The organism is Succiniclasticum sp. (assembly GCF_056977735.1).
Window position 1 is genome coordinate 191,043 of sequence record NZ_DBMCWA010000001.1, and the last position, 21,421, is coordinate 212,463.

The window sequence follows — 21,421 nt, forward strand, 5'->3', positions numbered from 1 at the left end:
CTCTGCGACTGAAGTTGCGAAAAAAATCCGGTCACTTTTGTGACCGGATCCTTTATTTTGGGAACACGTTTTCGATTATAGTTTTCATGAAGTTTTCTTCCCAGCGGTAGTTGCGGCTGTAACGGCCTTTGTTCTGTTTGTAGCCGGCAGCGAAGCCGTTTTGGAGGAACAGGAAGCCGTTCTTCGTGCCGGGCTGCCACATAAGGCCGCCGATGAAACCGTAGGCTTCTCCCAGATGCCCCAAAAGGTCAAAGTCAGGCCGGTCAGGGGCGGGCCTGGTGGAACCGCTGCCGCTGAAATACTGCAGGGCCAGGCCGTAGCTTTCGATGGCATCGTTTTCAATATTGCCGTTGGGCGGAGAGGGATTGTAGCTCCAGACCTGCTTTTCCATCTGCTGTACCGTTTCCGGTTTCAGGATCTGTTTGCCTTTATATTTACCGCGGCCGATCATCATCTCCAGCATGTGGGACAGCTCTTCCGGGGAAATCCGCAGGCCGCCCTGTGGGGAAAAAATGCCCGCGTTGGTCCCGGGACGGTAATTGGCCAATAGCGAGGTGCTGGGCAGGTCGATGGGGCGGTCATCGATTTGTGCGTAGTAACGCCCGGACTCTCCTTTTGTCTTGCGATACAGGGTTCCCATCTTCTGCAAATCTGATGAGGAAAAGTCCCGCAGGTTGAAGCTGCCTTTGATGTCCAGCGGCTTCAGCACATTCTTTGTCATATACTTGTCGAAACGCTGTCCGGATACTTTTTCTATAATGGTAGCCAGCAGTACGTAATTCAGGTTGCAATAGCTGAAGTACGTGCCGGGGGCCTTCCCCTTTGTCCAGCAGTCAGCAGAGGTAAAAAAGGATTTGACATTACTCTTAAAGGGAACATAGGGGGTGGGGTAGTCCCGGATGGATGAAGTGTGGGACAACAGCATCCGGGACGTAATGGCGCGATTGGGGTAGTTGGGGTTACGCAGGGCGAAGCCCAGGTAACGGCTCACGTCTTCATCCAGATCGATTTTTCCCTGCTCTGCCAGTTGCATGTATCCGGTGGCGGTGAAGATTTTGGAAATGGAAGCCACGCGGAAGAAACTGTCGGAGGTGACGGGCAGGTTCCAGTTTTTGTTCCGGGGGCTGAGGAAGCGGTTGCCCATCATGTTGCGGTACACTTCTTTGCCATCTTTGAACACGATGACCGCCAGGCCAGGCACTTTTTCTCCATAGCCGCCTATCATGCCGGCCAGTGCGTCGTCCAGCTTCCGTGTTGCGGTTTTGGATAAGAGGGAGTTATAGTTTTCCTCTTTGTTCTGGATGCGGAAGGGATGGCCGGGCACAACGGCGGCACTTTGTTTTTGAGCTGCGGCAGGTTTGGATGTTTTGGTTTCTTTTGGTTGTGATGTTGCGGCTGGTGCTGTTGCAACAGGTTCGTTTTCCTGTTTTTCTGTTGCAGTTTGCGATGCCTGAACTGGTTCCGCAGAAGGCTGTTGGGTGGTTGCAGTGGATTGCGCAGAAGTTTGCCGGGGAACAGTTGGCACGCTGCCGGGTGTACGTACCGTCGGCGCAACAGGCGCAGCAGACGCCAGCATAGTATAAAAAGAAAAAATCAGTGCAACGGTAATTGTACTGATTCGTTTTTTGTTTGCAGGAAACATCATGAGACCTCCAAAATAAACCAAGAAAAAAAGGAGTTTTAATTTTGAAAGACTTTTTTTAAATCACATATTTAAAAACACAGAAGAAAATCGTTCCCGCGACAAGCGCCACCGGCAGTGACTGTGTCTTGTAAACGATGGGGAACGCGCAGACGGTGGCCCACAGGCCGTAGTTCTGCAGGGAAAAGTTCAGTACATTCTCTTTCAGAAAAATATCGGGAAAAATCAGCGCGCCGAAGATGGCGGTGGGTATGTACTTCAGCCAGATGTTGAACCAGTCCGGCAGCTTGCGGCCCCGCAGTAAAAGCAGGGGCAGTTCCCGGCAGGAAAAAGTGCCGATCACCATCATCAGGGTAGCGCCGTATATATATAAGGATTCACTGTTCATTTTGCTTCTCCAGTCTGCCGTCTGTATTCCGGCAAGCGATTTGTATTGCAAGCTGCAAGGACGTTTCGTTTATGGTCAGGAATTCGCGTTTTGCTTTTTCGTGTGCTTCACTTCCAGCCAGCAGGCGATGCAGGATACGATGAGCGTGGCCAGCACGATATGCAGCTTGAAGGGAACGATGAAGGATAACAAGACGGACAGGATGCCGCCTGCCAGACCGGCGATCAGCAGGGCTGTGTCGTGAAGATAACCGCTCCAGATGCCCAGGAACATGGCGACTAAAATATACGACACCAGTTCCGTTGGCGGATTGAGGTATGCAGCTGCGGCGCAGCCGATGAAGTTAGCGCTGGCCCAGACCAGGCAGGGGGAAAATCCCAACGCCAGACCCTGATTCACGTCCCACTCCTTATCCTTACTGAAACTGTCCAAATTGACTGCGAAAGTCTCGTCGGTAATATTCTGGGCGAACAGGACCGAGTAGGGCAGGGAACAATGCTTAATATGAGGGTACATGGCAGTGGAAAAGAACATGTACCGCAGGCTTACCATAAAATTAGTAACCAGAATGGAAAACAGGGACGCGTGATCCATCAGCATGGCGATACAGATGAACTGCCCGCTTCCAGAATAGGCGAGAATGCTCATGACAAACGCTTCGATGGGTGCGATGTGCGCCTGTTGTCCCAGAATACCGCAGGCCAGTCCCAGGAACAGGTAGCCGATATAGATCGGCATGGCCCGCTGAATCACTTTTTTATTAAAATGCAAGATAAAGACCATCCTTTAAAATGGTAATAATACTTAATTATTATATAGCGAGTTCCTGTTTTCTGCAATTCTGTACGGAAAATAAAATTTGATTGTGTCTAAGTTTTTACAAATACAAAAACAGATTTGTGAAAAAGTCAGATGTAATTGTGAAAGATACACAACATATATTGACAATCATTTCTTTTTACTACTATAATTAGTTACTAGCTAAGTTAATAGAGAACTGCATATCAGGAAAAGAAACAAACAAAACATCGGGAACAGAACAGCGTTTATAGTTTTTATACAGGAGGTTTTAATTATGGCAGTTGTACGACCTTTCAGGGGCTTAAGACCCGAATCGGAACTGGCAGCAAAAATCGCATCGCTGCCCTATGACGTAATGGATACAGAAGAAGCCCGCGGTAAGATCGCGGAAAGCCCATACAGCTTTTTGACGGTAACGAAATCGGAAGCTACCCTGCCGGAAGGGGTGGACGCCTACAGTGATGAAGTCTATGCGAAAGCAAGGGAGAATTTGATAAACTATGTAAAAAACGGAAAAATGAAACAGGATTCCAAGCCCTGCTTTTATATTTACCGGCAGCGTATGAACCAGCACATTCAGATCGGGCTGGTGGCCACGGCTTCTGTGGATGAATACCGGAACGGGATTATCCGGAAGCATGAGCTGACCCGTACGGAAAAAGAACAGGACCGGGTACGTCACATTACGGAGACAAAGGCGCAGACAGGTCCGGTCTTTCTGACGTACCGGCAGCGTCCGGAAATCAGTTCGTATATTCTGAAGCTGATGGCGGAACGGGAACCGGTCATCAACTTTATTGCAGAAGACGGTGTGCGAAATACCCTCTATGTAGTGGACGACCCGGTACAGATTCAGGAGATCATCCGCCTGTTTAAGGCTGTGCCTGCGTTTTACATTGCGGATGGCCATCACCGCTGCGCTGGCGCCATGCGCGTGGCTGACCAGCTGGAAAAAGAAGCCGGCGCGAAGGATGTGAATGCAGAATATGAGTATTTCCAGGCGGTCATCTTCCCCGATAATATGATGGAGATCCTGGATTACAACCGCCTTGTGACAGACCTGGCAGGCTATAGTGAAATCACGTTTATGAGAGCTGTAGAAGAAAAATTCCTGATCAAGCCTGTACGGAAGGCGTATCATCCCGAGTCACGTCATACCTTTGGTATGTATCTGGCAGGGCGCTGGTATGAGTTAAAAGCCAGAGAAGGAACCTTTGATCCGAAGGATATTATCGCTTCGCTTGATGTTTCCATTCTGCAGAACAATCTGCTGGCTCCTGTTTTGAAGATCGGGGATCCCCGTACGGACGGCCGTATTGATTTTGTGGGAGGCATCCGGGGGCTGGAAGAACTGGAACGTAAAGTGGACAGCGGCAAATTCGCCGTGGCTTTTTCCATGTATCCTACCCTGATGCAGGAGGTTATGGCGATTGCGGATGCGGGTCAGATCATGCCGCCTAAGTCTACCTGGTTCGAACCCAAATTGCGGGACGGCATGGTGGTGCATCTGCTGGAAGATTTACAATAAGACATGAAATGTGTTATATTTTTCTTTGCGGCAGTTGCGCCGGCAACAGCAAGCTGGCAACAGGGTATCAACATACGATTTTTAGCGAAAGGAAGTAGAAAACGTGAGCCGGATTTATAATTTTAACGCGGGCCCTGCGGCCCTGCCCCTGGAAGTATTGGAAGAGGTACAGGCAGAACTGCTGGATTTTAACAATACCGGGATGTCCATCCTGGAGATCAGCCATCGCAGCCCTGCCTTTGAAAAAGTGCTGGAAGAAACCAAACAGGATATTAAGGATCTGCTGAACCTGCCGGACGATTACGGTATCTTCTTTATGGGAGGCGGCGGCAGTCTGCAGTTCAGCTGCGTGCCCTGCAACTTTTTAAAAGAAGGAATGACGGCGGCGTATGCCGACACCGGTTCTTTCTCCGACAAAGCCTTTGAAGAAGCGGAAAAAGTCGGCAAGGCGGTGAAGGTGTTCAGTTCCAAAGACCGGGGCTATGACCGGGTGCCCCGTCCGGAAGAGGTGAAGCTGCCGGAACATTGCGCGTACCTGCACATTACCGGCAATAATACCATTGAAGGTACGGAGTACTTTGCGTATCCGGAAACAGGCGATGTGCCGCTGATTGCGGATATGTCTTCGGAAATCCTGTCCCGTCCCTTCCCGGTAGAGAAATTCTCCCTGATCTACAGTGGGGCGCAGAAGAATATCGGACCGGCCGGTGTAGTGCTGATTATTGCAAAAAAAGACTTCGTGGCAGGACGTGACAAAAAGCTGCCTGTCATGATGAATTATGAAACCATCCTGAACAAGGATTCCCTGTACAATACGCCGCCGGTATTTGCTATCTATATGGTAGGCAAGGTGGCAAAATGGCTGAAGAAGCAGGGCGGCCTGGCGGCCATGGAAGCCGTGAACCGGAAAAAAGCAGCCCTGTTGTATGCCCTGCTGGATAAGTATCCGGAGTTTTATAAAGGGCGGGCGGCAAAGGAAAGCCGTTCTATTATGAACGTGACATTTAACCTGCCTTCCAAAGAGCTGGAAGCAAGATTTGTAGAAGAAGGAAAACAGCGCGGGCTGGGCGGACTGAAGGGCCATCGCAGCGTGGGCGGTATCCGCGCTTCCATTTACAACGCTATGCCGCTGGCAGGCTGCGAAACGCTGGCGCGGTTTATGGAAGAGTTTTATCAGGAAAACAAATAGAAAAGATTAAACGGTGGGCTTTTGCCATTTGGTGGAAGCTCATTGCTTTTTTTGCGTAATTTCCGGGGAAATGATAAAATATAACTATCAACAAACAAGGAAAGGTGTGACCTTTTTTGTTTAAGCAGATGATATGCAAAACGCTGCCGACTGCCATGTGCCACGGCAGCTGTCTGACGGCGCTGCCAAACGGTTCCCTGCTTTGCGTCTGGTTCGGCGGCAGCCGGGAAGGTGCGGCGGACACGGAGATTTATTTCTCTGTAGGAAGGCCCCGTTATACGGCAGTGAAAGAGAAAAAGAAGGACAGTGGCCGGGAGCATATCCATGACGGACGTGTGCAGGACTCGGTAGCGGTTTCCTGCGAATGGACGGAACCGGTCTGCATCACAAGTATGCCGGAGGCCTGCTGGAATCCGGTATTGCTGGTACAGCATGAACATGTGCTGCTGTTTTTTAAAACCGGGAATATAATTGCGGACTGGAAGACCATGGTGATGCTGAGCCGTACCGATCCGGTGTACTGGGGACATCCCCGGCCGCTTGTGCCGGGAGACGCTACCGGAGGACGGGGACCGGTGCGGACAAAACCGGTTATACTTCCTTCCGGACGTATCTGTGCCGGTGGCAGTATCGAGCGTGGTGACTGGCAGTGCTTCTGTGATTACAGCGATAATTACGGCATCACATGGAACCGTACCGCGTTACTGGGACTGAACCTGCTGGCTCTTAATTTGCCGAAAGCAGGAGGGGACTTGCCTGAGACGCCACCGGATACTTCGACCCTGCCGCCTCTCAGCGCCCAAAGCTTTAACGGCCGTGGCGTCATCCAGCCGGTTCTCTGGCAGGATAAGGGTAAGCTGCACATGTATATGCGCAGTACGGAAGGCTTTATTTACAGCAGTGTTTCGGAAGATGAGGGAAAACACTGGACCGATCCGCAGCCTACGGAGCTTTACAATAACAACAGCGGCTTTGATGTGATCCGCACGCCGGGGGGCCGGCTTTTTCTGGCCTGTAATCCGGTACGGGGCAACTGGGGCGCCCGTACGCCGCTGGCCCTGTTTATGGGCCGGGAAGACGGCAGCCACTGGGAGATGTTCCTGCGTCTGGAAAAGGGAGAGGGGGAATTCAGTTACCCGTCCCTGACCTATTCGTTCCACGGGTTGTGGGTTTCTTATACCTATAACCGGGAGAATATTGCTGTCGCTTTTCTGTCCTGGCGGGAGATTGCCCAATGCCGTAAATTCAGGAACCGGGAAAAACTGTGAATTTTCGTTGGCAGGATGAATTATAAAGTGATAAAATAAACTACAAAAAGCAAACATAGGAGGAAACACAATGAAAAAATTATTAACAATATTGATGCTGACGGCCATGTTGCTGGGGATGGTTGGCTGCGGCGGCACTTCAGAAAAGAAAGCGGCGTATCCGGCGGACGGTGATATTACAGTTATTATTCCGAAAGCGCCGGGTGGCGGTACGGATACCAGTGCCCGTGGGCTGATCTCGTTTTTACAGAAGGAGTTAAAGGGCAGTAAGTTCGTTCCCGTGAACAAGCCGGACGGAGGCGGCATTACCGGTATGGTGGAATTGTCCAAGGCAAAACCGGACGGACATACATTAGGCATGGTGACGGTCGAACTGGCCATGTTCCCTCATCAGGGCAAGGCTGCTGTGACCAATAAGGAATTTGTTTCTGTCTGTGCGCCTATCGCAGCCCCGGCTGCCCTGATCGTTACGAAGGAAGCTCCGTATAATACGCTGGATGAATTTGTAAAATATGCAAAAGCGAATGAAGGAAAGGTTTCCATGGGGAACTCCGGTACCGGCGCTATCTGGCATATTGCCGCGCTGAATTTTGAAAAGGAATTCAACGTAAAATTCAAACACGTTCCGTATCCAAAAGGAAGCGCTGACATTGCAGCCGCGCTGGCCGGCAAACACATCGAAGCGACGCTGGCGGATCCCAGTGTATTCAAGAGCCAGATTGATGCAGGTACGCTGAAAATCCTGGCCGTGATGGCAGATACCCGCAGCGAATTCTATCCCAATGTTCCGACCTTTAAGGAACTGGGACATCCTATGGCGATTCGCGCCTGGGCTGCGTTAGTGGCTCCGAAAGATACGCCGAAAGAAAAGATGGATGTGCTGCGCAAAGCTGCTGAAAAAGTCTGCAACAGCAAAGAGTTTAAAGACTACTTCAAAAAGCAGGGGATCGATCCCACAGCGATTATTGGCGACGCCTGTGATAAGATGATGGCGGATGACGATGCCATGTACGCAAAATTCCTGAAAAAGTAATTTGTAAACTGTAACAATGCCGCAGCGGTGTATGCCGCTACGGCTTCTTCTTACAGGGGAGTTATTATATGGTTTCCATGAAGGCGTGTAATTTTGTGGTTTTTATAGTGGGAATTTTCCTGGGCGGCGGCATTATGGGCTCGTCTGCCCGCTTTCCCATGGAGATTACAGAACAGGGGCCTGGCCCCGGTTTCTGGCCGTTCCTGTTGGGTTTGGCTCTGGCGATTGCAGCAGTTGTCCTGGCCGTTTATACACTGTTCCACCGGCAGGAACTGGCGGAGGAACAAGTGGCTTTAGGTACTGCAGCCAACCGGCAGGTTTATGTGATAATGGGGATGATAGCGGCATTTTGTGTGCTGGTGCGCCTGATTGGTTTTTATCCGGCAGTTCTGCTCCTGATTCCCTGTATCATGTACCGGCTGGAATGCCGGAATAAAAAACGGATGCTGCTGACGGCCCTTTGTGTGACGTTGTTTATTTACCTGGTGTTCGGACAGCTGCTGCATACTTCGCTGCCGTCCTCTGTATTTTTAGAATAGGAGGGCAAAGATGGCAGATATTATTGCAGCATTAGGAATGATTGCAGATCCCTTCAATTTTGTGTGCCTGATCTTTGGTGTGGGCGTGGGAATCATGTTCGGCGCCATGCCGGGTCTTTCCGTGAATATGGGGCTGGCGCTGCTGTTGCCGCTGGCTTTTGCGTTTAAAGGTATGGCCGGCATACTGATGTTGTTGGGTATTTACTGCGGCGCGATTTACGGAGGAAGTATCAGCGCGATTTTATTAAAGACCCCCGGCACTCCTGCCAGTGTGGCTACGACACTGGACGGCTACCCCATGGCCGTGGAATTACGGCAGCCAGGCCGCGCCCTTGGCCTTTCCACAACGGCCAGTGCTTTTGGCGGAATCTTCAGCACCATTTGCCTGATCATCTGCGCGCCTCTTTTGGCCAAAATTTCCCTGCAGTTTTCCAAACCGGAATATTTTGCGCTGGCTGTGTTCGGGTTATCCATTATTACCAGCGTTTCCAGCGGCAATGTGCTCAAAGGGATCATGGGTGGTGTTATGGGACTCTTCCTGGCGACGGTGGGCATTGACGCCATGAGCGGCGCGATTCGCTTTACGTTAGATACGACGTACCTGCTGGGCGGTGTCAGCTTTATTCCGATCCTGATCGGTGTGTTTGCGCTGGCACAGATGCTGCAGAGCGTGGAGGACTGCTGGCAGAAATCGCAGCTTAAACAGCATGTTACGATTACGAAGGTGCTTCCGTCCATGGCGGACCTGAAACGTTGTTTTGTAACCCTGCTGCGCAGCAGTGCGATAGGTACATTTATTGGTTGTATCCCCGGCACCGGCGGGGATATTGCCAGTTTTGTTTCCTACGATCAGGCCAAGCGGTGGAGCAAACACAGCGAGAATTTCGGACACGGCGAACCGGAAGGGGTGGCGGCGCCGGAAGCTGGCAATAACGCAGTCAGCGGCGGCGCTTTTATCCCCGTACTGACCCTGGGCATTCCCGGGGACGGCGCTACGGCTATTATGATGGGCGCGCTGATGGTGCAGGGCCTGCAGCCCGGCCCGCTTCTGTTCATTGAAAAAGCGCCGGATGTGTATGCGATCTTTATCGGCCTGTTACTGGCCAATATCATCATGGCCTGCATGGGTTATTCCCTTATCCGCCTGTTTGTGAAACTGACGAATGTACCGAATGAGATTCTGTTGCCTATTATTATGCTGATGACCTTTGTAGGTACCTACAGCTACGGAAACTCTATGACGGACGTGTACGTCATGGTGGCCAGCGGATTTATCGGGTATTTCTTAAACAAGCTGAAGTTTTCCATGAGCGCCATCATCATCGGTATCATTTTAGGCGGCATGGCGGAACAGAATTTTGTGGGTTCGCTGATTATGAGCGACGGGAATCCCGCAATCTTTTTCACGCGTCCCATCTGCCTGTTTTTCCTCGCAGCGGCTGCTGTTTCCCTGCTTGCGCCCCTGGTCATGAAAAAGAAAAAATAATTAAAAAGGCCGTAAGGCTCCGCGTACTGTACGCGGAAGCATTACGGCTTTTTTACGGCGTTATGCGATTATGAGGAAAGGCTGATTATATGAGCTTGCAAGATGTCTGATGTTCTTTTGTGCTGACAGGGAAATGTACTGAAAGAGCAGCCATAGCTGTGTTCGGGCAAGCCGGCAGCTGCTGTCTCAGTTTTCCTGCCAGCCTTTGCAGAGATCGACCCAGCCTGCATTGTCAGTATATTTTTCCAGTTCCTCCGGAGTCAGTTCAATAGCGTTGTTCTCTTCTCCGGCTGCGGGAAACATGGTGGGGAAGCGTTTCATGGAAATGTCCAGATACACTTTGACATTTTCGTTTACGCCGAAGGGGCAGACACCGCCGGGCGCATGGCCGACCAGTGCTTCTACTTCGGCAAAGGGAAGCATGTGGGCCTTGATGCCGAAAAAGTGCTTGAATTTCGCATTGTCGATTTTTGTATCCCCGGCAGTTACAATCAGCACAGGATGGTCCTTCCCGGCAAAAGATAACGTTTTGGCAATGCGGGCCGGTTCCGTTCCGGCCGCTTTGGCAGCCAGCTCTACCGTAGCGCTGGACTCTTTGAAAGTAATGATCTTATCTGCCATACCAAACCGGGACAGATAGTTTCTGACGCGTTCTACAGACATGGTAAAGGCTCCTTCGTCTTTTAAAATTACTGAATCAGTATCTCTTAAAGTGTACGTTTTTCTGTTACACTTGTCAACTTCAGTTTAACAGATTAAAATAAGAGTAAGGACAGTCAGTATATAAACTGGGAAAAGGATTGAGCAAAATATCGTACACGGTTTTGCGAGACCTTTTACCAATTTCATAATGTTATTATTTTTTAAACGTAAAAGGAGTGATACCATGGGACCGTTACAGGGTGTCAGAGTTCTGGACTTATCCCGGCTGCTGCCCGGACCGTTCTGTACCCGCATGTTTGCGGATATGGGTGCGGACGTAATAAAAATTGAAGAACCGGTAAAGGGGGATTACGCCCGTGAGTTTGTGCCCCGCCGGGGCGATTTTGCCTGCTGGTTCATGGAAGTGAACCGTAACAAGCGAAGTGTGGCGCTGGATCTGAAGCAGGAAACCGATAAAAATGTGTTTTTGGAAATGGTCAGACAGGTGGACGTGGTTGTAGAAAGCTTCCGCCCCGGCGTATTGAAAAAGCTGGGGATTGACTTTGCTACGGTCAGCCAGATCAATCCGAAAATCGTATATTGTTCTATTTCCGGTTACGGCACAAAAGGACCGCTGGTCCAACAGGCGGATCACGATATCGGTTACCAGAGTCTTGCCGGGCTGGTTTCGTTAAGTGGAAAACGGTACGGAAGACCTGCCATTCCCGGCGTATTGATTGCGGACATGCAGGCTTCCGCTATGGCGGGCATGTCGATCCTGGCTGCGCTGCACCATGCGGAAAAGACCGGGGAAGGACAGGAGATCAGCATTTCCCTCTTTGATACCTGCCTGGCCCTGGTACCAGGCGTCAGCGCTACCTATTTCGGGAACGGCTTTGTAAACGTCCGTGGCAACAACTGGCTGAGCGGCGGCAATCCAAACTATAATATTTATCAGACAGAAGACGGGCGATATGTAAGTGTGGGCTGTCTGGAGGAGAAGTTCTGGGCAAACCTGTGCAATCTGCTGGAGCGGCCTGATCTGATCCCGCTGATTCAGGACGAAAGTGAATTCATCTATATCAAACACGAACTGTCAGCTATATTTGCGGAACGGCCCCTGAAAGAATGGATGGAGCTGGCCAAAGGTTCGGACGCCTGCCTGGCCCCGGTGCTGAATTATGATGAAGCCCTGGCGACGGAACAGGCGCAGGCAGACGAGATGGTGCTGGAGATTGAAGACGCGGAACTGGGAAATTATAAGACCATGGGCTTTGTACCCAAGTTTTCCAAAACCCCCTGCGCATTTTACCGGCGGGCGCCCCGTCTGGGTGAAAACACGGAAGAAGTGCTGGAAGAAATTTTGAATAAATAAAAAAAACAGCAGGCTGCGAAATAATTCGTAACCTGTTGTGTTTTTTATGCAAAATCTTTTGATTCCGCGGTCTCAGCTACTTTCGTCGCAACAGAAGATAACATTGCGGCAGCTGTTTTTGTTTTTACCCTGGCTCCCTTTTTGCTGTAAACCGGAACCGGCTTGATGTTGTTGCCGGGAACGATGGATTCCATAAAGGCCCGTACGATTTCCGGGTCGAAATCGGTTCCGATGGCTCCTAACAGTTCCTGCAATGCTTCCTGATGGCTTTTTTGCCATTGCGTGGTGCAGGGATTGATTACGCTGTCATAGTAATCTGCCACTGCGATTATACGTGCGCCTAACGGGATATTAACACCTTTCAGCCGCTTGGGATAACCGGTTCCGTTCCATTTTTCATGATGGCTGCGGATCAGATCAATAATGCTGGAGAATTCTTCCATATTTTCCAGCATACTGCACCCGGCTATACAATGCCGTTTGTACTGAGCCAGTTCACGGGTACTCAGGTAAGGATATTTGTTAAGGATGCTGTTTGGCACGCTCAGTAAACCGATATCATGCATTAATGCCGCTGTCCGGATGATGCTGATTTCTTTGCGCGAGAGCCCGAGCTTGGCAGCTACGCTGGCTGAGTAATTGGCGACCTGCTGTGAATGCAGATACAGAAATTCGTTCTTCCGCTTTAACAGCTCCAGGAAAAAAGAACAAATCTCTTTCGTTTTCCCAGTATAGGCAAAATCAAGATACTGAGGGATAGAAAGCATAGTAATCACGTCCGTACTTCAATGTATTGTATGAACCGCGATTCGTCATCTGTCAACCTCCTGACTGACGGAATCGGCGTTTCCTTGGTTGTATCGTTACTTTTCCAGATAAATATAACCGGAACGCATCCGGTTATGGTTTCGATTTATTTAGGTAAGTATAGTATAGTGATTTTAAAAGAAAACGTCAAGACAAACTGAAATTCGCAAAAAAAAGATTCGTAAAATGTTACGAATTAAACATCTTTAAAGTAGAATGAAAAAGTTATAAATAGCACTGCGAAATGCTTGAAATAATCAATTTGGTGTGTTATATTAAAAAAATAAAAACAATCCGGGTCTGTGGTTGAAAGTCGATGCCAGTTGCAGGCGAAACGATCCACGTAAGCAGTAAAATTTACTGTGAGCACGGTGCAGCTTAGAAGTAAGTCCTGCCGTAAAAGTACGAGAGGAGCAGTAGTGGGGAGCAGTTGCTTAGGAGCGAACCTTCCAGCAGGCGGGTGTGGGGGCGAAAACCAGGTCAGCCGGGGCGTTTTTATTATGACATGTGCTTACGTGTCAGGAGAAGGCACAGGCTGTAGGGAAAGTGCATGCCATGCAGGTTTAACTGTTTTATATTGGGTTTGGAGGAGAAAGAAATGAAAAAGATCACTGTACTGTTAAGTATCCTTGTTTTGGCTCTGGGGATCCTGGCTGCAGGGTGCGGCGGCGGAGACAAAAAAGCTGACGGCAAGAAGGCGGCAGCCCCGGCTCCTGCTGCTAAAGAAGAACTGATCGTAGGGACGGAACCGTCCTTTGCGCCTTTTGAATTTCCTGAAAAGGATTCCAAGGAATTCACCGGTTTTGACATGGACCTGATCCGTGCCATTGCCAAAGAGATGGGCTATAAGAAATGCACAATCAAGAACATGGGCTTTGATGCCCTGATCCCGGCAATCAATGCCGGCAACCTGGATGTTTCCATCGCAGGTTTCAGTATTACGGAAGAACGGAAACAGCAGGTCATCTTCTCCCAGCCGTACTATAAATCCGGTCTGGCTTTTGTAGTGCGTAAGGATGTAAATGATGTTCAGAAATTTGAAGACCTGAAAAATAAGACCATAGCCGTACAGATGGGTACCACCGGTGCTCTGTACGCTGAAAAGCTGAAAGAAAAGGGAGCCACAGTCAAGACATTTAACACCAGCGACCTGGCCTGCATGGAACTGAAGAACAAGGGCGCGGACGCAGTTGTCAGCGATCTGCCTGTATTGCAGTATTTCCTGAAGAATGGCGGCAGCGAATATGCCAAGCTGGCAGGCGAACCCCTGACTGCGGAAGATTACGGCATTGTAATTTCCAAGAAGAAACCGGAACTGGCCAAAGAAGTTGACAAGGCTCTCGATGCCCTGAAAAAGAACGGAACTTATGACAAGCTGTATGAGAAATGGTTTGGCAGTAAGCCTGCAAAATAATTCCCGGCAACGTATCGGAGTATTATTCAGTTTTTAACTGCCCGGAGGTTCTTTTATCAAGGCAGTTTAAGTTTGTATTTAAATATTTCAGGAGGCTATAATTCAATGAAAAAAACATTTATGCTGTTGATGGCGATGATCATGGCGGTTATGATGGTGGCAGGCTGCGGCGGCGGTGGCGAGAAAAAAGCTGCACAGGCTCCGAAAGTACTGCGGGTAGGTACGGAACCCACTTTTGCACCCTTTGAATTCCAGAAAGAGGGAAGTAAGGAATTTGACGGCTTTGACATGGACCTGATCCGTGCGATCGGCAAGCAGCTGAACATGAAAGTGGAAATCATGAATATGGGCTTTGATGCATTGATTCCCGCACTGAATGCGGGCAATATCGATGTAGCGGCTGCCGGTATGAGCATTACCCCGGACCGTCAGAAAGCCGTAGACATGAGTGATCCCTATTATGTATCCGGTCTGGTTGTTGTGGTAAATAAAGACAATGCCGAAGTGAAGGGTATCAATGAATTAAACAACAAAGGCATTGCCGTGCAGATCGGTACCACCGGTGCGGAAAAAGCGGCCAAGGTTCCCGGTGCTAAAGTGAAAAACTTTAATACCAACGCAGAAGTTTTCCTGGAACTGAAAAACAAGGGCGTTGACGCGGTCATCATCGACAAACCGGTTGCGGAATATTATCTGGCCCAGGGCGGCGGCAAAGATTCTGCCAAGATCGTTGGCGACACCATGGAAGCAGAATCCTACGGCCTGTCCATGAAGAAGAACAGCCCGCTGACCAAAGAAATCAATAAAGCCCTGCTGGACCTGAAGAAAAATGGCGAATATGACAAACTGTATACGAAATGGTTTGGCGCTGTAAAAAAATAAACAGGTAATTTTTGGATGCTGACCGTGAGGACAGTACAGGCAATTTAATGAATATTGTTAACAAAAGGGAGTTTTGCATAAAATTCCCTTTTGTATTTTTTATTTATGTAGTATAATGAATGCAAAGCTGATTCAGTCCGCATTGATTCTGTGCTGTGAAATAGAGGATATCTGAAAGCAAACAACGTTCCGGGGTTAGCTGCTCTTTTGGACGGACTTGTTTTACAGCTGTGAAAAAAAATACAAAAAGCAAGAAGGATTTGCCTTATGGATGTAAATTTTGAGTTAATGAAAAGCGCATTCCCGCTTCTGCTGGCGGGCGCCGGTATTACAGTTGAAATTACGGCCCTCAGTGTTTTCTTTGGTATGTTGATCGGTATCATTGTGGCGCTGGTGCGCATGTCTGATTTTAAACCGTTGCGCTGGATAGGCAACGTGTATGTGGATTTTATCCGCGGCACACCGCTGCTGATTCAGATCTTTCTGGTTTATTTCGCGTTGCCCAGTATCATCGGACACCGGGTGGATGCGTTCTTTGCGGCAATTTCTGCCTGCTCCATCAACAGCGGCGCGTACGTGGCGGAAGTATTCCGGGGCGGCATCCAGTCGATTGATGTCGGTCAGATGGAAGCCGGACGAAGCCTGGGTATGACATGGTGGCAGACCATGCGTTACATTATTTTGCCCCAGGCATTCAAGCGTATTATTCCTCCGCTGGGTAACGAATTTATTGCCATGCTGAAAGATTCCTCCCTGGTTTCCGTTATCGGGTTTGAAGAACTGACCCGCCGGGGGCAGCTGATTATCGCCCGTACCTATGCGTCCTTTGAAATCTGGATGGCTGTGGCGATCATCTACCTGATTTTGACATTCACGGTAGCCCGGCTTACCGGTCTGCTGGAAAGGAAGTTTGACACGAAATGACAGAGCGGCAGGAAATTATTAAAATTACCGGTTTGGAAAAGAGCTTTGGCGATTTGCATGTACTGAAAGGCATTGACCTGCGGATCAAAGAAAAGGAAGTTGTCGTAATCATCGGCCCTTCCGGCAGCGGCAAGTCTACCCTGCTGCGCTGCATCAATTATCTGGAAGAACCCACCGCAGGAGAGATTATTTTCGATAATATCCCTCTAAACGGGGAAGCGAATATCAACGAAGTCCGTAAGGAAGTGGGCATGGTGTTCCAGCGTTTCAACCTGTTCCCCCACATGACTGTATTGGAAAATCTGGTGCTGGCCCCTATGAAAGTGCGTAAGACCAGCCGCAGGGAAGCGGAAGAACTGGCCAGGATGTATCTGAAAAAAGTCGGGCTGGAAATGAAAGCTGACAATTACCCGGACCAGCTTTCCGGCGGGCAGCAGCAGCGCGTGGCCATTGCCCGGGCCCTGTGCATGAAACCCAAGGCCATGTTGTTTGACGAACCTACTTCGGCGCTGGACCCGGAAATGATCAACGAAGTACTGGAGGTTATGAAGCAGCTGGCAAAGGACGGCATGACCATGGTGGTAGTCACCCATGAGATGGGGTTTGCCAGGGAGGTGGGCGACAGGGTGCTGTTCGTGGACGGAGGGTATATTCTGGAAGAAGGGACGCCGGAGCAGGTGTTCGACCATCCGCAGAATCCCCGGACCCGGAGTTTCCTGTCCAAGATTTTATAATTACTGTATTAACATGTAACGAATTTTGCAGTTTTGCAGTAAAAAGTGACAAAAATGAGAAATCTTGTCTCCTATACAGGAATTAAACAGGATATGTCGAATGAATAAGCAACGGACAACGGGTAGGAAATCCTGTGGACTACACAAAGAGGAGGCATTACAGATCAGTTGCAGAACGGGCCGCAGTTTCCTGATCCGGAGCCTGTAATAACCAAGTGACCTTGGACGATCAAGGAGGACTCTGTATGGCAGTTATCGTAAAAGGAAGAAATACCGTTGTATCACCGGCAGTAAAAGCCTATGTTGAAAAGAAAATTGACAAAGTTACCAGGCAGTTTAAGGCAGTGGGAGATATTACCGCAGTACTTAAAGTAGAAAACGGGAACCATATCGCAGAAATTACCGTTCCCGCAAAAGGGATCCTGCTGCGTGCCCAGGAATCCACAAAAGATATGTACTCTTCCATTGATCTTGTAGTAGAGAAAATTGAGCGGCAGGTACATAAATACAAGACCAAACTGATGAAACGGAAATACGGTAATTTCCGGGAAATTCCGGCAGAAACTGCTTCGGTTGTGGAACCGGCCCCGGTTCAGGCAGATGACGAGGAAGATTTCAAGATTATCCGCAGCAAGAGTTTTACCATGAATCCCATGACTCCGGAAGAGGCAATTTTACAGATGAATCTGCTGAATCACGATTTCTTCGTGTTCTTTGATCCGGATTTTGGCGGGGTCAGTGTGGTGTACCGGCGTAAAGACGGGAATTACGGCTTGCTGGAGCCCAAAGTGGAGTGATTTCCTCAAATACCTATCAAACGCAGGATGAAAGTCCTGCGTTTTTTGTTTTGCATTCTTCACGTAAACTTCACAAAGTATTGCATAGAAACGTCCGTGTTTCTTTGACTTTTACCATTCTTTCTGTTAAAATTTTATGATAGACAATAATGGATATTTGTTTGTTCAGAACAAGTGGAATGACCAGACTTTTAGTTGACAAATCCCAGGTTAAGGAGTGATGAATTTGCTGGAATCTTTAATAAAGAAAATATTCGGAGATCCCAATGAAAAGGAATTAAAAAATATCAAACCGATTGTAGATAAGATCAATTCCCTGGAACCCGAAATGGAACAGATGAGTTCTGCCAACCTGCAGGCCAAGACAAATGAGTTCAAGCTGCGCCTTAAAAAGGGAGAAACGTTGGACGACATTTTGCCGGAAGCGTTTGCGGTAGTAAGGGAAGCGTCCAAACGCGTGACCGGGATGCGGCATTTTGACGTGCAGCTGATCGGCGGTGTGGTGCTGCACCGGGGCAAAATTTCGGAAATGCGTACCGGTGAAGGCAAGACCCTGGTAGCAACGCTGCCGGTATATCTGAACGCATTAACCGGAAAGGGCGTTCATGTGGTTACCGTCAATGATTACCTGGCCCGCCGTGACAGCATTGATATGGGACGTATCTATAATTTCCTGGGCCTGTCTGTCGGGCTGATTGTACATGACATTGATTTCCCTGAAAGGAAAGCTGCCTATCAGGCTGATATTACCTACGGCACGAATAACGAGTTCGGGTTTGACTACCTCCGCGACAACATGGTGGTAGATAAGGACCAGATGGTGCAGCGGGAGCTGAACTACTGCATCGTGGACGAAGTAGACTCCATCCTGATCGATGAAGCCCGTACCCCGCTGATCATTTCCGGCCCCGGTGAAAAATCGGCTGATCTGTATAAAGTCATCGCCCGCATTGTCGCTAACATGAAATTAGGCGAGGATTACACCGTTGATGAGAAGCAGAAGCAGGTTGCACCTACGGAAGCGGGTATTGCCAAGGCGGAAAAGGCGCTGGGTGTTACCAACCTGTACGATACGGAACACGGCGTGGACTTCTCCCACCATATTATGTGCGCCATCAAGGCCAAGGAACTGATGATCCGTGACCGTGACTATGTGGTGAAAGACGGAGAGGTTATCATCGTTGATGAATTTACCGGACGACTGATGTACGGGCGCCGTTATTCCGAAGGCCTGCACCAGGCGATCGAAGCCAAGGAAGGCGTGGTAGTGCAGCGTGAAAGCCAGACGCTGGCCACCATTACCTTCCAGAATTATTTCCGTATGTATAACAAGCTGGCCGGCATGACCGGTACAGCCAAGACGGAAGAACAGGAATTCCAGAAGATTTACGGTCTGGATGTTGTTGTAATTCCTACCAACAAGCCCATGATCCGAACCGATTACCCGGACGTAATCTTCAAGACCAAGGCTGCCAAATACAGGGCGGTCGTAAATGAAATCGTGAATCTGCATAAGGACGGCCGGCCGGTGCTGGTAGGTACCACGTCCATCACCCAGTCGGAAGACCTGAGTGCATTACTGAAGAAACAGGGCATCCCCCATAACGTACTGAATGCCAAGTATCACGAAAAAGAAGCCATGATCGTGGCGGACGCCGGTCAGCCGGGTCAGGTCACCATCGCTACCAATATGGCAGGCCGCGGTACCGATATTGTGTTGGGCGAAGGTGTGGCTGAGAAGGGCGGTCTGCACATTCTGGGTACGGAGCGTCATGAAAGCCGCCGTATCGATAACCAGCTGCGTGGGCGCTGCGCCCGCCAGGGTGATCCGGGTTCTTCCCGCTTCTACCTGTCCCTGGAAGACGATCTGATGCGCCTGTTCGGCGGTGACCGGATCAAGAAAATCATGGATCATCTGGAAATGGACGAAGATGAACCGATTGAAAACAAAATCGTCACCAGTTCCATTGAAAACGCCCAGAAGAAAGTGGAAGAACGCAACTTCAACATCCGTAAGATGGTACTGGAGTATGACGATGTCATGAACCAGCAGCGCGAGGTTATTTACAAAGAACGCCGTAAGGTGCTGGACCAGGAAGATTTACGTTCTACCGTGATGGAATTCACCCACAAGATCGTAGACCGGGCCATGACCATGTACTGCCCGCCGGAAGCCTATTCCGAAGACTGGGATCTGAAAAACATGGTGCGATACTGTGAAGAATTCTTTGCACCTTACGGAGAATTGAAGGAAGAACATCTGGCGGATATGAGCCGCGAAGAAATCGGCGAGTATCTGCATAAGCTGGCGGATGATATTTATGCCAGCCGGGAGGAAGAAATCAGTCCGGAGATCATGCGGGAACTGGAAAACCTGGTTATGCTGAAGGTGGTAGACAACCACTGGATGGAACATCTGGACGCCATGGACATGCTGCGTGAAGGCGTAGGTCTGCGGGCGTACGGCCAGAAAGACCCGCTGGTGGAATATAAATTCGAAGCCTTTGACATGTTTGAAGCCATGATTGAAGCGATTGAGGACGACGTGGTCAAATACATGTACCGGGTCAATGTGGTTTCACAGCCCATGATGGAAATGGACGATCCGCTGGAAAATGCCACGATGAACAACCCGACGGTAGATACGCCGGAGGAGGAAGCGGTAAAACAGCCGGTGGTCAATAACGGGCCGGAAATCGGACGGAACGATCCCTGTCCCTGCGGCAGTGGAAAGAAGTATAAAAACTGTTGCGGAAAAGGAAAGTAATTAAAAATAACCAGTAAAGGATGTGAGAAAGTTGCTGCTTGAAGAATACAAACCTGAGATCGTAAGCCTCAAGAAAAAACTGGACGAAATGAGGGGATCTCTTTGACATCCCCAGCAAAGAAGAAAAAATTGGGGAACTGGAACATCTTATGGGGGAACCGTCCTTCTGGGATGATCCGGAAAAAGCGTCCAGGATTTCCAAAGAGGTGGACGCGTTAAAATCAGAAGTTGATGAATACAAAGATCTGGAAACGGGACTGGACGACCTGGAAGTGCTGCAGGAGATGGCGGCCGAGGAACAGGATGAGTCCCTGATCCCGGAACTGGACGAAACGTTAAACCAGATCAGGGAAAATCTCCACCATCTGGAACTGGGGATGCTGTTGTCGGAAGAGTATGACGCCAACAACGCCATCCTGACTCTCCATGCAGGTGCCGGCGGGACGGAAGCCCAGGACTGGACCTCTATGCTGCTGCGTATGTTCACCCGCTTTGCGGAGCGGAACGGGTACCAGGTAGAAATGCTGGATTATCTGGCCGGGGATGAAGCGGGCGTCAAGAGTGCGACCTTACAGATCAACGGACATAATGCCTATGGCTTTTTCCGCAGCGAAAAAGGAGTGCACCGCCTGGTCCGTATTTCGCCGTTTGACGCCAATGCCCGCCGTCACACGTCTTTCTCTGCGGTGGATGTGATGCCGGAACTGGACGATACGGTCAATGTGGAAATCAACATGGATGAGGTGCGTGTGGATGTATACCGGGCCAGCGGCGCCGGAGGCCAGCACGTCAACAAGACTTCTTCCGCCGTACGTATGACCCACCTTCCTACCGGTATCGTGGTACAGTGCCAAAATGAACGCAGTCAGATTCAGAACCGTGAAAAAGCGTTACAGATGTTACGCGGTAAGCTGTATGCGTTTGAAAAGGCAAAGCGGGACGCCAAGATCAGTGATCTGGCCGGGGATTACCAGGCTATTGAATGGGGAAGCCAGATTCGCTCCTATGTGTTCCAGCCGTATACGATGGTAAAGGATCACCGTACTTCCTTTGAAACCTCGAATGTGGACGGCGTGATGGACGGGGATCTGCGCCCCTTTGTGGAAGCGTACCTGCGTCAGGAATATGAAGCCAAACGACTGGCTGCAAAACAGATATAACATGCGCAGCGTCGCATATCTTTTGGTATGCGCCGCTGTGTTTTA

At 49.7% G+C, this 21,421-nt stretch carries 20 protein-coding genes; 15 read left to right on the top strand and 5 right to left on the bottom strand.

Translation table 11 applies throughout. The features are described from left to right. Positions 1-52 precede the first annotated feature (52 nt). A complete protein-coding gene (locus tag ACZOWY_RS00950; protein ID WP_484391724.1) occupies positions 53-1,324 on the bottom strand; it encodes a serine hydrolase domain-containing protein in 1,272 nt (423 codons plus the stop codon). A gap of 38 nt (positions 1,325-1,362) precedes the next feature. On the opposite strand from ACZOWY_RS00950, the gene ACZOWY_RS00955 reads away from it, so the two are divergent. Continuing rightward, positions 1,363-1,578 carry a hypothetical protein gene (locus tag ACZOWY_RS00955; RefSeq protein ID WP_484391728.1) on the top strand — a complete coding sequence of 72 codons (216 nt, stop codon included), beginning with the start codon at positions 1,363-1,365 and terminating at the stop codon, positions 1,576-1,578. Positions 1,579-1,700: 122 nt separating this feature from the next. Here the strand turns inward: ACZOWY_RS00955 and ACZOWY_RS00960 are convergent, their stop codons facing one another. Both ACZOWY_RS00960 and ACZOWY_RS00965 read right to left on the bottom strand, forming a co-directional pair. Beyond that, positions 1,701-2,030 carry an AzlD domain-containing protein gene (locus ACZOWY_RS00960; RefSeq protein WP_484391732.1) on the bottom strand — a complete coding sequence of 110 codons (330 nt, stop codon included), beginning with the start codon at positions 2,028-2,030 and terminating at the stop codon, positions 1,701-1,703. A gap of 75 nt (positions 2,031-2,105) precedes the next feature. After that, the gene (locus tag ACZOWY_RS00965; RefSeq protein ID WP_484391737.1) at positions 2,106-2,801 is read right to left on the bottom strand and encodes an AzlC family ABC transporter permease; all 696 of its coding nucleotides are present in this window, start codon (positions 2,799-2,801) and stop codon (positions 2,106-2,108) included. Between the two features lie 304 nt (positions 2,802-3,105). On the opposite strand from ACZOWY_RS00965, the gene ACZOWY_RS00970 reads away from it, so the two are divergent. The 6 genes from ACZOWY_RS00970 (at position 3,106) to ACZOWY_RS00995 (ending at position 9,874) form a co-directional block, all read left to right on the top strand. Then, positions 3,106-4,359, top strand: coding sequence for a DUF1015 domain-containing protein (locus ACZOWY_RS00970; RefSeq protein ID WP_484391741.1), 1,254 nt, complete (start codon positions 3,106-3,108; stop codon positions 4,357-4,359). A gap of 103 nt (positions 4,360-4,462) precedes the next feature. After that, positions 4,463-5,548, top strand: a complete 1,086-nt coding sequence (serC, locus tag ACZOWY_RS00975) for a 3-phosphoserine/phosphohydroxythreonine transaminase (RefSeq protein WP_484391745.1) — start codon at positions 4,463-4,465, stop codon at positions 5,546-5,548. 116 nt (positions 5,549-5,664) lie between these two features. Continuing rightward, positions 5,665-6,816 carry an exo-alpha-sialidase gene (locus ACZOWY_RS00980; protein ID WP_484391750.1) on the top strand — a complete coding sequence of 384 codons (1,152 nt, stop codon included), beginning with the start codon at positions 5,665-5,667 and terminating at the stop codon, positions 6,814-6,816. Positions 6,817-6,886: 70 nt separating this feature from the next. Further along, complete coding sequence (locus ACZOWY_RS00985; protein WP_484391752.1) at positions 6,887-7,849, top strand: tripartite tricarboxylate transporter substrate binding protein; 963 nt, start codon at positions 6,887-6,889, stop codon at positions 7,847-7,849. A 68-nt stretch (positions 7,850-7,917) separates the two neighbouring features. Beyond that, entirely contained in the window at positions 7,918-8,388 is a 471-nt protein-coding gene (locus ACZOWY_RS00990) for a tripartite tricarboxylate transporter TctB family protein (RefSeq protein ID WP_484391757.1), read from the top strand. Between the two features lie 10 nt (positions 8,389-8,398). Continuing rightward, entirely contained in the window at positions 8,399-9,874 is a 1,476-nt protein-coding gene (locus ACZOWY_RS00995) for a tripartite tricarboxylate transporter permease (RefSeq protein ID WP_484391760.1), read from the top strand. A gap of 186 nt (positions 9,875-10,060) precedes the next feature. Here ACZOWY_RS00995 and ACZOWY_RS01000 read toward each other — a convergent pair whose 3' ends face one another. Then, entirely contained in the window at positions 10,061-10,537 is a 477-nt protein-coding gene (locus ACZOWY_RS01000) for a YbaK/EbsC family protein (RefSeq protein ID WP_484391763.1), read from the bottom strand. A 223-nt stretch (positions 10,538-10,760) separates the two neighbouring features. Here ACZOWY_RS01000 and ACZOWY_RS01005 point away from each other — a divergent pair, with 223 nt between their 5' ends. Further along, entirely contained in the window at positions 10,761-11,891 is a 1,131-nt protein-coding gene (locus tag ACZOWY_RS01005; RefSeq protein ID WP_484391767.1) for a CaiB/BaiF CoA transferase family protein, read from the top strand. A gap of 44 nt (positions 11,892-11,935) precedes the next feature. On the opposite strand, the gene ACZOWY_RS01010 is transcribed toward ACZOWY_RS01005, so the two are convergent. Next, positions 11,936-12,658 carry an HD-GYP domain-containing protein gene (locus ACZOWY_RS01010; RefSeq protein WP_484391771.1) on the bottom strand — a complete coding sequence of 241 codons (723 nt, stop codon included), beginning with the start codon at positions 12,656-12,658 and terminating at the stop codon, positions 11,936-11,938. Between the two features lie 638 nt (positions 12,659-13,296). Between ACZOWY_RS01010 and ACZOWY_RS01015 the strand changes: the two genes are divergently transcribed. The 7 genes from ACZOWY_RS01015 to prfB all read left to right on the top strand — a co-directional run bounded on the left by ACZOWY_RS01015 (position 13,297) and on the right by prfB (position 21,376). Beyond that, positions 13,297-14,112, top strand: coding sequence for a basic amino acid ABC transporter substrate-binding protein (locus ACZOWY_RS01015; protein WP_484391775.1), 816 nt, complete (start codon positions 13,297-13,299; stop codon positions 14,110-14,112). A 105-nt stretch (positions 14,113-14,217) separates the two neighbouring features. Next, entirely contained in the window at positions 14,218-14,994 is a 777-nt protein-coding gene (locus ACZOWY_RS01020; protein WP_484391779.1) for a basic amino acid ABC transporter substrate-binding protein, read from the top strand. A 267-nt stretch (positions 14,995-15,261) separates the two neighbouring features. Then, the gene (locus ACZOWY_RS01025; RefSeq protein ID WP_484391784.1) at positions 15,262-15,918 is read left to right on the top strand and encodes an amino acid ABC transporter permease; all 657 of its coding nucleotides are present in this window, start codon (positions 15,262-15,264) and stop codon (positions 15,916-15,918) included. A gap of 14 nt (positions 15,919-15,932) precedes the next feature. Continuing rightward, the gene (locus ACZOWY_RS01030) at positions 15,933-16,652 is read left to right on the top strand and encodes an amino acid ABC transporter ATP-binding protein (RefSeq protein ID WP_484391887.1); all 720 of its coding nucleotides are present in this window, start codon (positions 15,933-15,935) and stop codon (positions 16,650-16,652) included. 245 nt (positions 16,653-16,897) lie between these two features. Beyond that, positions 16,898-17,449, top strand: coding sequence for a ribosome hibernation-promoting factor, HPF/YfiA family (gene hpf / locus ACZOWY_RS01035; protein ID WP_484391788.1), 552 nt, complete (start codon positions 16,898-16,900; stop codon positions 17,447-17,449). A 229-nt stretch (positions 17,450-17,678) separates the two neighbouring features. Further along, the gene (gene secA, locus ACZOWY_RS01040; protein ID WP_484391890.1) at positions 17,679-20,216 is read left to right on the top strand and encodes a preprotein translocase subunit SecA; all 2,538 of its coding nucleotides are present in this window, start codon (positions 17,679-17,681) and stop codon (positions 20,214-20,216) included. A gap of 34 nt (positions 20,217-20,250) precedes the next feature. Further along, positions 20,251-21,376, top strand: a protein-coding gene (gene prfB / locus ACZOWY_RS01045; protein WP_484391893.1) for a peptide chain release factor 2 whose coding sequence is annotated in 2 segments (ribosomal slippage) — positions 20,251-20,319 and positions 20,321-21,376 — 1,125 coding nt in all. Because the reading frame shifts where the segments join, the coding sequence is not laid out codon by codon here. The last annotated feature ends 45 nt before the right edge of the window (positions 21,377-21,421 follow it).

Coding starts and splice junctions, on each gene's coding strand:
- ACZOWY_RS00970 (WP_484391741.1), top strand. CDS start 3,106: ATGGCAGTTGTACGACCTTTCAGGGGCTTAAGACCCGAATCGGAACTG.
- ACZOWY_RS00995 (WP_484391760.1), top strand. CDS start 8,399: ATGGCAGATATTATTGCAGCATTAGGAATGATTGCAGATCCCTTCAAT.
- ACZOWY_RS01015 (WP_484391775.1), top strand. CDS start 13,297: ATGAAAAAGATCACTGTACTGTTAAGTATCCTTGTTTTGGCTCTGGGG.
- ACZOWY_RS00955 (WP_484391728.1), top strand. CDS start 1,363: ATGTTTTGGTTTCTTTTGGTTGTGATGTTGCGGCTGGTGCTGTTGCAA.
- hpf (WP_484391788.1), top strand. CDS start 16,898: ATGGCAGTTATCGTAAAAGGAAGAAATACCGTTGTATCACCGGCAGTA.
- ACZOWY_RS00990 (WP_484391757.1), top strand. CDS start 7,918: ATGGTTTCCATGAAGGCGTGTAATTTTGTGGTTTTTATAGTGGGAATT.
- ACZOWY_RS01020 (WP_484391779.1), top strand. CDS start 14,218: ATGAAAAAAACATTTATGCTGTTGATGGCGATGATCATGGCGGTTATG.
- ACZOWY_RS01025 (WP_484391784.1), top strand. CDS start 15,262: ATGGATGTAAATTTTGAGTTAATGAAAAGCGCATTCCCGCTTCTGCTG.
- ACZOWY_RS00960 (WP_484391732.1), bottom strand. CDS start 2,030: ATGAACAGTGAATCCTTATATATATACGGCGCTACCCTGATGATGGTG.
- ACZOWY_RS01010 (WP_484391771.1), bottom strand. CDS start 12,658: ATGCTTTCTATCCCTCAGTATCTTGATTTTGCCTATACTGGGAAAACG.
- ACZOWY_RS00985 (WP_484391752.1), top strand. CDS start 6,887: ATGAAAAAATTATTAACAATATTGATGCTGACGGCCATGTTGCTGGGG.
- ACZOWY_RS01005 (WP_484391767.1), top strand. CDS start 10,761: ATGGGACCGTTACAGGGTGTCAGAGTTCTGGACTTATCCCGGCTGCTG.
- ACZOWY_RS01000 (WP_484391763.1), bottom strand. CDS start 10,537: ATGTCTGTAGAACGCGTCAGAAACTATCTGTCCCGGTTTGGTATGGCA.